The 7,906-nt window shown below is 71.8% G+C and carries 8 protein-coding genes; 6 read left to right on the forward strand and 2 right to left on the reverse strand.

Translation table 11 applies throughout. The features are described 5' to 3' along the window. The first annotated feature begins 134 nt into the window (after window positions 1-134). From AOK16_RS11865 to AOK16_RS11890, 6 genes are all read left to right on the forward strand, one after another. Complete coding sequence (locus tag AOK16_RS11865) at window positions 135-1,115, forward strand: carbohydrate ABC transporter permease (RefSeq protein WP_055472225.1); 981 nt, start codon at window positions 135-137, stop codon at window positions 1,113-1,115. Then, complete coding sequence (locus tag AOK16_RS11870) at window positions 1,112-1,981, forward strand: carbohydrate ABC transporter permease (RefSeq protein ID WP_055472226.1); 870 nt, start codon at window positions 1,112-1,114, stop codon at window positions 1,979-1,981. The genes AOK16_RS11865 and AOK16_RS11870 overlap by 4 nt, the downstream gene beginning before the upstream one ends. A 71-nt stretch (window positions 1,982-2,052) precedes the next feature. After that, a complete protein-coding gene (locus AOK16_RS11875; protein ID WP_055472227.1) occupies window positions 2,053-3,087 on the forward strand; it encodes a hydroxyacid dehydrogenase in 1,035 nt (344 codons plus the stop codon). Then, window positions 3,084-5,033: a DUF2264 domain-containing protein gene (locus AOK16_RS11880; protein WP_055472228.1), complete on the forward strand. Its 1,950-nt coding sequence runs from the start codon at window positions 3,084-3,086 to the stop codon at window positions 5,031-5,033. Before AOK16_RS11875 ends, AOK16_RS11880 begins: the two co-directional genes overlap by 4 nt. A 140-nt stretch (window positions 5,034-5,173) precedes the next feature. Further along, window positions 5,174-5,686: an SRPBCC family protein gene (locus AOK16_RS11885; RefSeq protein ID WP_055472229.1), complete on the forward strand. Its 513-nt coding sequence runs from the start codon at window positions 5,174-5,176 to the stop codon at window positions 5,684-5,686. 97 nt (window positions 5,687-5,783) lie between these two features. Next, the gene (locus tag AOK16_RS11890) at window positions 5,784-6,092 is read left to right on the forward strand and encodes a hypothetical protein (RefSeq protein WP_055472230.1); all 309 of its coding nucleotides are present in this window, start codon (window positions 5,784-5,786) and stop codon (window positions 6,090-6,092) included. 68 nt (window positions 6,093-6,160) lie between these two features. Here the strand turns inward: AOK16_RS11890 and AOK16_RS11895 are convergent, their stop codons facing one another. After that, window positions 6,161-6,385: an EF-hand domain-containing protein gene (locus tag AOK16_RS11895; RefSeq protein ID WP_055472231.1), complete on the reverse strand. Its 225-nt coding sequence runs from the start codon at window positions 6,383-6,385 to the stop codon at window positions 6,161-6,163. Between the two features lie 80 nt (window positions 6,386-6,465). Further along, window positions 6,466-7,906, reverse strand: a 1,441-nt coding sequence (locus AOK16_RS11900; RefSeq protein ID WP_055472232.1) for a right-handed parallel beta-helix repeat-containing protein, incomplete at its 5' end; no start/stop codon positions are given.

Raw genomic sequence — 7,906 nt, forward strand, 5'->3', positions numbered from 1 at the left:
CACCCGGCGCACGGCCCCTCACCCCCCACCAGACCGTAGCCGCCCCACCGCGATGCGGATGGGAACCAAACCGCTCGCAGCGGTGTACAGAAAGTGCAACCCACGCTGGACAGCAGAAAGGCAGGTGACAAACGATGACCACCACAGCCCAATCCCCCGCCACGGCCGGTAAACCCCGAACCGCCGTTCCCGCCAAGGCCAGCGCCAGCGCAACGGCCCGGCGCCAGGAACTCGGCGCGTGCGCGGTGCTGATGACCCCCTTCTTCCTTCTCCTCACCACCGTCTTCCTCATCCCCGTCGCGACCGCGGCCTGGCTCAGCTTCTTCAGCGACGACCAGCCGGGCCTCGGCTTCGGCCCGGAGCGCACGGTCTTCGTGGGCCTGCGCAGCTACACCGCGGTTCTGACCGACCCGACGTTCCTCGGCGGGCTCGGCCTGGTCGTCCTGTACTGCCTGATCTACATCCCGCTGATGGTGATCGGCGCGCTCGCCCTAGCCCTGCTGCTCGACTCCGGTGTCGTGCGCCTGCGCTCGTGGGCGCAGCTGGGCCTGTTCCTGCCGCACGCGGTGCCCGGCATCATCGCCGCCATCATCTGGCTGTACCTCTACACACCCGGCATCAGCCCGGTGATCGAGCTGCTCGGCAAGGCGGACATCACGATCGACTTCCTGGGCGTCCACACCGTCCTGCCATCGATCGTGAACATCGCGCTGTGGAGCAACCTGGGCTACAACATGGTGGTCTTCTACGCCGCGTTGCAGGCCGTGCCGCGCGAGGTCGTCGAGGCCTCGGTCGTCGACGGCGCCGGCCCTGTCCGCACGGCCCTCCAGGTCAAAACGCCACTGGTGCGCTCCTCGATCGTGATGGTGGCGATGTTCACGCTCATCTGGGCACTCCAGCTGTTCACCGAGCCGATGCTGCTCAGCCAGTCCACCCCGATGATCAACTCCCGCTTCTCGCCGAGCATGTACATCTTCGACGCGGCCTTCACCCGCAACAACTACGGCCTCGCGGCCGCCGCCTCCGTCGTGCTTCTGCTCTGCACGATCGCCCTCTCCTACGGGATCACCCGCTGGACCAACCGCGCCAACGCGCCCGAGGAGGCCTCCCGATGAGCGTCTCGCCGACCCAGGCCGCCGCCCTGCGCCCGCGCCTCCTGGGCCGTACCGTGGTCAACGCCGTGGTGGGCCTCTCGGTGCTCTACACCCTGCTGCCGGTGTTGTGGCTGCTGCTGGCCGCCACCAAGAACCGGGACGCCCTCTTCGGCAGCGAGCTGCTCTCGATCGGCGACTTCTCGTTCGCGCAGAACCTGAGCGATCTGTTCGCGATGGACGGCGGGCTCTACGGCCGGTGGTACGTCAACAGCCTGCTGTACGCGGTGGTGGGGGCCGCGGTCGGCGCGTTCGTGAGCGTGGCCTGCGGCTACGCCTTCGACAAGTACCGCTTCCGGCACAAGGAGAAGCTGTTCGGTCTCGTCCTCGCCGCGGTGATGGTGCCGCAGACCGTGCTGGCCCTGCCGCTGTATCTGATGGCCTCGGGCGTCGGCCTGGTGAACACGTTCTGGGCGGTCTTCATACCCGTCCTGTTCAACCCCTTCGGGGTCTACCTCGGGCGGATCTTCAGCCAGGGCTATGTGCCGGACGAGGTGCGGGAGGCCGCGAAGGTCGACGGCGCGGGCGAGCTGGCCACGTATGCGCGGGTCGCACTGCGCATGCTGGGCCCCGGCCTGGTCACGGTCTTCCTGTTCCAACTGACCACGATCTGGAACAACTTCTTCCTGCCTATGGTGATGCTCTCCGACCAGGAGCTGTATCCGGTGAGCCTCGGCCTCTACACGTGGAACAGCTCGGCATCGGTCTCGCCCGAGTACTACCCGGTGGTGGTCATGGGCTCGCTGCTGGCGGTCCTGCCACTGATCCTCGCCTTCATCCTGCTCCAGCGCTTCTGGAAGTCGGGGCTGACGGCGGGCGCGGTCAAGTAGGGGAAGGACAGGAAGCGTTGAAGAGTTGGGGAGAGACAGGATCCATGTCCGCGGAGAACTCCAGGAGACAGATGACTGCCGCACCTGACGCCCGTTCCGGCCCCCGTCCGCGTACCGCCCTCGCCATGTCGGCGCAGGCGGCCGCGGCCGTGCTCCGCCCGCCCGCGCTGGCCGAACTGGCCGCGGTCTGCGACCTCGTACCGCCCCCGGTGCTCGACGACTTCACCACCGAGCGGGCCCACGCCGTGCTGGCGGAGACCGAGGTGCTGGTCACCGGCTGGGGCTGCCCCCGGCTGGAGGCGTCCGTGCTGGCGAGGGCGGGCCGGCTGCGGGCCGTCGTGCACACCGCGGGCAGCGTCCGCGGCCATGTCACCGACGCCTGCTGGGAGCGTGGGATCGAGGTGTCCTCGGCGGCGGCGGCCAACGCGGTGCCGGTGGCGGAGTACACGGTCGCGATGATCCTGCTCTCCGGCAAGCGCGCCCTGGAGCGGGCCCACTCCTACCGTTCGGAGCGCGGCCGCACCGACCCGCTGCACACCCCGCCCGCGGTCGGCAACTACGGCCGCACCGTGGGCATCCTGTCGGCCTCGCTGATCGGGCGGCGCGTCATCGAGCTGCTGCGCCCGTACGACTTGCGGGTGCTGCTGCACGACCCCTACGTCTCGGCGGGCGAGGCGGCGGAGCTCGGGGTGCGCCAGGTCGGGTTGCAGGAGCTGTTCGCGGAGTGCGACACCGTGAGCGTCCACACCCCGCTGCTGCCCGCCACCCGGGGGCTCGTCAGCGGCGAACTGCTCGCCGCCATGCGGCCGGACGCCGTGCTCGTCAACACCGCGCGCGGCGCCGTGGTCGACCAGGACGCGCTCGTCCAGGTGCTGCGGAAGGGCCGCATCCGGGCGGTCCTGGACGTCACGGACCCCGATGTGCTGCCGCCCGGCCATCCCCTGTGGGACTGCGAGAACGCGCTGATCACCCCGCATCTCGCGGGCTCGCAGGGCAACGAGTGGCAGCGGCTCGCCGACCTGGCCGTCGGCGAGGTCGCCCGCTGGGCCGCGGGCGACGGCTTCGCCCATCCCGTACGACGCGAAAGGCTGGCGTTCCTGGCATGACCTCCTCCCCTGCCCTCCCCTTCGAACTGCCCACCGAGGACTGGGGGTTGAGCCCGCACACCGGCTACACCCGCGCGCACTGGGAGGCGGCGGCCGACGGGCTGCTGCGCGCCGCCTGGCGGTGGGCCACGCCCGGCGGGGCGCTGCTCGACCTGCCGGGCGTGCCGTCCCGGTCCGGGGTGCGCTCCGACGGCCTCGAGGGCTATGCCCGTACGTTCCTGGCCGCCGCGTTCCGGGTGGCGGGTGCGGAGGGCAAGGACCCGCAGAGGTGGCTCGACCGGTACGCGCAGGGCCTGGCGGTCGGGACCCGTACGCCGGGCCGGGACGACGCCGAGTCGTGGCCGCTGATCCTGGACCACCATGTGCAGGGCCAGCCCATGGTGGAGTCCGCGTCGGTGGCCCTCGGGCTGCGGCTGACCCGCCCCTGGCTGTGGGACCGGCTGGACGCGGACGTCCAGGACCGCGCGGAGGAGTGGCTGCGCGGGGCGGTCCGGCACACGCCGGCGCCCAACAACTGGTATCTGTTCCCGTTCACGGTGGCCGGTTTCCTGGAGTCGGTGGGCCGCGGGGACGCCGAGACGGCACGCGTGCGCGAGCGGGCGCTCGGCCTGCTGGAGTCGTGGTACCGCGGCCAGGGCTGGTACACCGACGGCGACGGCAACGCCTTCGACCACTACAACGGCTGGGCCCTGCACCTCTACCCGGCGCTGGACGAGCACCTGGCGGACGGCGCGGCCCAACCGTCCCCGGTGGCCCGGCCATCCCGGGCGGCCCAGCCATCCCCGTACGGGCCGCGGCTGCGCGAACATCTGGAGAGCTTCTCCCTGCTGTTCGACGCCAACGGCGCGCCGATCCACTTCGGCCGCTCCCTGACGTACCGCTTCGCGGCGAGCGCGGCGGTGGGGCTCGGCGCGGTCACCGGGCACACCCCGCTCGCCCCGGGCACCTCCCGCCGCCTGCTGAACGGCTCCCTGCGCTACTTCCTGGCCCGCGGTGCCGCGGGCCGGGAGGGCCTGCTGAGCCTGGGCTGGCACGGCCCGCACGAGGCGACCCTCCAGCGCTATTCGGGCCCGGCGTCCCCGTACTGGGCGTCGAAGGCCTTCGTGTGCCTGCTCGCCCCCGCGGACCACGAGCTGTGGACCGCCACGGAGACGGAGGCACCGACCGAGTCGCGGGACAGGGTCCTGTCCCTGCCGGACGCGGGCCTGCTGATCCAGACGACCGGCGCCGACGGCGTGGCCCGCCTCCACAACCACGGCAGCTCCCATGTCCGCCCGCACGAAGGGGAGTCGGCGGCGGCCGAGGACCCCCACTACAGCCGTCAGGCGTACTCCACCCGCACCGGCCCCACGGCCCCGGCCAACGAGCGGGACAACCACCTGTCCGTCGAGGTGTCGGGGGCCCGCAGCGCCCGCCGCCGGATCCACCTCCTGGGCGCGGGCCACGGCGACGGCTGGGGCTGGGCCGCCTCCTGGCACAGCCCGGTCTTCTCCTCGGGCCCGCCGATGGTGCCGGGGCTGCGCGTGGAGAGCGTCACGGTGGCCCGCGGCCGCTACGAGCTGCGCGTGCACCGCGTCCTGGGCGTCCCGCCCAACGCCCGTGTCCTCCAGACGGGTTGGGCCGTCGGCCCGGACGACCCCGCCCTGCACACTGCCGTCCACCCCCTGCACGGCTGGACGGCCCAGGACACGGTCCGGGCCCCCCAGGGCACGGCTTACGCCTCGTGGACGGAACTCCCCCGCCTGACCGCGGAACCCGCCGAAACGCCCGCCCCGCTCTACGCCGCGCTGACCACGCTCACGGCCGAGCCGGACCCGACCCCGCTGCGGGATGCCGTGACCGGAGTGACCGCCACCGCCACGACCCTCGAAGTCCGCTGGTCCGCCGACGGCGCCAGGACCCGGATCAGCTTCGAACCACTGGAGGTCGTGCACGAGGCGGGGTGAGGAAGGGGAGAGCCGGAGGGCTGGGCTGAGCGCCGACCGGTGGCACCGGCACTCAGGCCCCTACCCGGGCAAGGCAGCACATCCCGAGTGCGGCACATCCCGAGTAGCGAGGCCTCCGGCCCGGTGCCAGGCTGGTGCATATGGCTGACACGCAGGTGGTCGTCGAGCGGTGGATCGGTGCCCCGGTCGAGAAGGTCTGGGAGGCGCTGACCGACCTGGAGTCCGCGCCCCGCGTGCTCAGTGGCGTGCAGAGCATCGAGGTGCTGACCCCCGGTCCCTTCGGGGAGGGCACCCGATGGCGCGAGACCCGGAAGATGCTGGGGCGTACGGCGACCGAGGAGATGTACGTCACCGCGAGCGAGGAGCCCTCGCGCTGCGTGGTCGAGTCCGACGCGCAAGGGGCGCACTACGTCTCGGAGTTCACGCTGTCGCCGGAGACGGACGAGGAGGGCGGGACGACCGTACGCATGGCCTTCACCGCCACTCCGCCCAGCGGCGGCGTCGCGAAGGTGCTGCTGAAGCTGTTCGGCGGGCTGGGCGCCAAGGCGGTGCGGCAGGCGATCGAGCGGGATCTGGCGGACGTCGCCGCGCATGTGGAGCGCCCGGCTCCGGGGGTGGAGCCGGAGGGTCCCGGCCAGCCCCCCAAGCCGTGATCCCGGGCGCTCACCGCTCACCACCGCCACACCCTCACCACCGACCGCGACGCCCGACCGCGGCCGGTTGTCAGTGGGGCCGCCTACGCTCTTGGGCATGAGCTACGCAGAACTGCGCGAACTCCGGAACGCGCTCGGCACCGCGTCCGACCTCGCCTTCGGCCTGGAGGGCACTCCGTCGGGCCGGCAGGCGGAGGAGCTGGTCGACGCCCTGCGCCGGGCGCTCGCCGCCGCGCACGCGCTCTCCTCCGAGCACGGCGCCACGGGATGCTCCGAGCATCCACGCGGCGCCGTCGACCCGTTGCACGGAGACCCGGAGGATCCGCTCCCGACCGGTTACGGACGCTGCCTGCTCTGCAACGACCGGAGACGCCGGGCGGGGGCGCTCCGCCACGGGAGGCGATGAGAGGCCCCTGGGCAGCAGGCTTCGGCCCTCGGGCGAAGGGCTGTCCTACTGCCGGGCGAAGGGCTGTCCTACTGCGCCTTGCCGCCCTGCACCTTGGCCCAGAACTCGTCGAACGAGAGCACGCCGTCGCCGTTCCCGTCCGACTTGTTGATCAGGGCCTGGGCGACGGGCTGGGTGACGTTGTGGTCGCCCAGCTCGGCCATCACGCCAGTGAACTCGGCCGCCGTGATCAGCCCGTCCTTGTCCCGGTCGAACCGGTCGAACGCTTTCCGCGCCGCCTCTATGTCCGTCACTGTCCGCCCCTTCGGTGTTGCTGTCGGGTCTGTGAGGTGTCAACTGCCGATCGGCGTCGAGCCGGTTGGCGAACGACAGGTTACCGGCCCGGCTTCCCCTGGTCGGCGCCGAGGTTGGGCGGTACGGGAATGCGGTTGCCGAAGTAGTCGCGGGTGAGGCCGTCGTCGGCCGGCGTGCCGGCGCCGAGGGCCGGGGAGCCCGCGCGCAGCCGCACGTCCCCGGGACGGTCGGGGGACGCGGAGGAGAAGAGGGGGTCGGCGTGCACGGCGGAGGGGTCGCGCTCCTGGCCGGAGTCCCAAGGGGCGTTCCAGTAGAGGTTGTTTTCGTAGGTGCTCAGCGCGTCCTTCATGGGCGATCCCGACGGGGCGCCCACGAGGATGTTGTCGCGGAAGGTGACACCGGTCTGCCCGTTGTTGGAGACCATCGCGGTCCCCGGCTCGTCGGTGACGATGGTGTTGGCGTAGATCCGGGTGTCGGTCGTGGGGTTGCAGACGACGGAGACGATCCCGTAAGGCGCCATGGTGTTGCGGTCGTTGACGCTGATGTTGTGGCGGACGCGGTTGTGCGCCGTGGTCATGCCCGCGCCGTTGCAGACCAGCAGGAAGCCGCCCTCGTTGTCGTGGCTGTAGTTGTACTGGTAGACGTTCCCGTTGTTGCCGCCGTCGATGTCGTACGCCATCGAGTCGAGGGTGCCGTGGCCGCCGGTCACCTCGTTGTACTGGTAGAGCACGCGGTCCGAGTTCCACGCCCAGATGCCGGCGTTGTAGCCCGCCGAGCGCTTGTTGAAGCCGTCCACGTGGTTGTGCTCGACCAGCGCCTTGTCGGCGGTCTGGACGACGATGCCGTCGCCGCCCACGTCACGCACCTCGTTGCGGCGGATGACGAGACCGGTGACCGGTTCGAAGCTCGTGCCGGGGCCGTTGGGGTGCTCGGCCCGCCGGCCCCAGGTGGAGGAGGTGCCGATGCCGGTGCGGTCCACGTGTGTGACGGTCGAGTCCTCGACGCGGACGCCGTCGAAGCGGGTGGGGGCCCCGGAGCCCTGGACGGAGAAGAGGATGCCGCCGCTGGGGTCGGGGTCCTTGTGGTCCGAGCCGTTGACGTCGTGCACGTCCACGTCCTCGACGACGTAGTGGTGCCCGACGCCGTAGTCCTGGAGCAGGACGAGTACACCGGCGCGGCGGTCGGTGGTGGTGGCGGGGCCGGTGTTGGAGATGTCCAGGTTCCGCAGTTCCCACTGCTCGACGTTGCGCAGCAGGACGGCGGCTCGCGCGCCCGCGCCCTCGATGCGCGGCTTGGCCCCGCTGCCGTACGCGTCCACGCGCACCGGGGCACCGGCCGCGCCGGAGCCCTTGGGCGCGAGTACGCCGGTGCAGGTGCGTCCCCGGCGCACCAGCAGCCGGTCGCCCGGCCCGTAGGTCACGTCGCCGGCGCGCGCCAACGTCCGCCAGGCCTGCCCGCCGCTGGTGCCCGCCGCGCCGTCGCTCCCCCGCAGACAGTCCAGGTAGTAGGTGGTCCCACCC

This window comes from Streptomyces pathocidini (assembly GCF_001418495.1).
GTDB lineage: Bacteria > Actinomycetota > Actinomycetes > Streptomycetales > Streptomycetaceae > Streptomyces > Streptomyces pathocidini.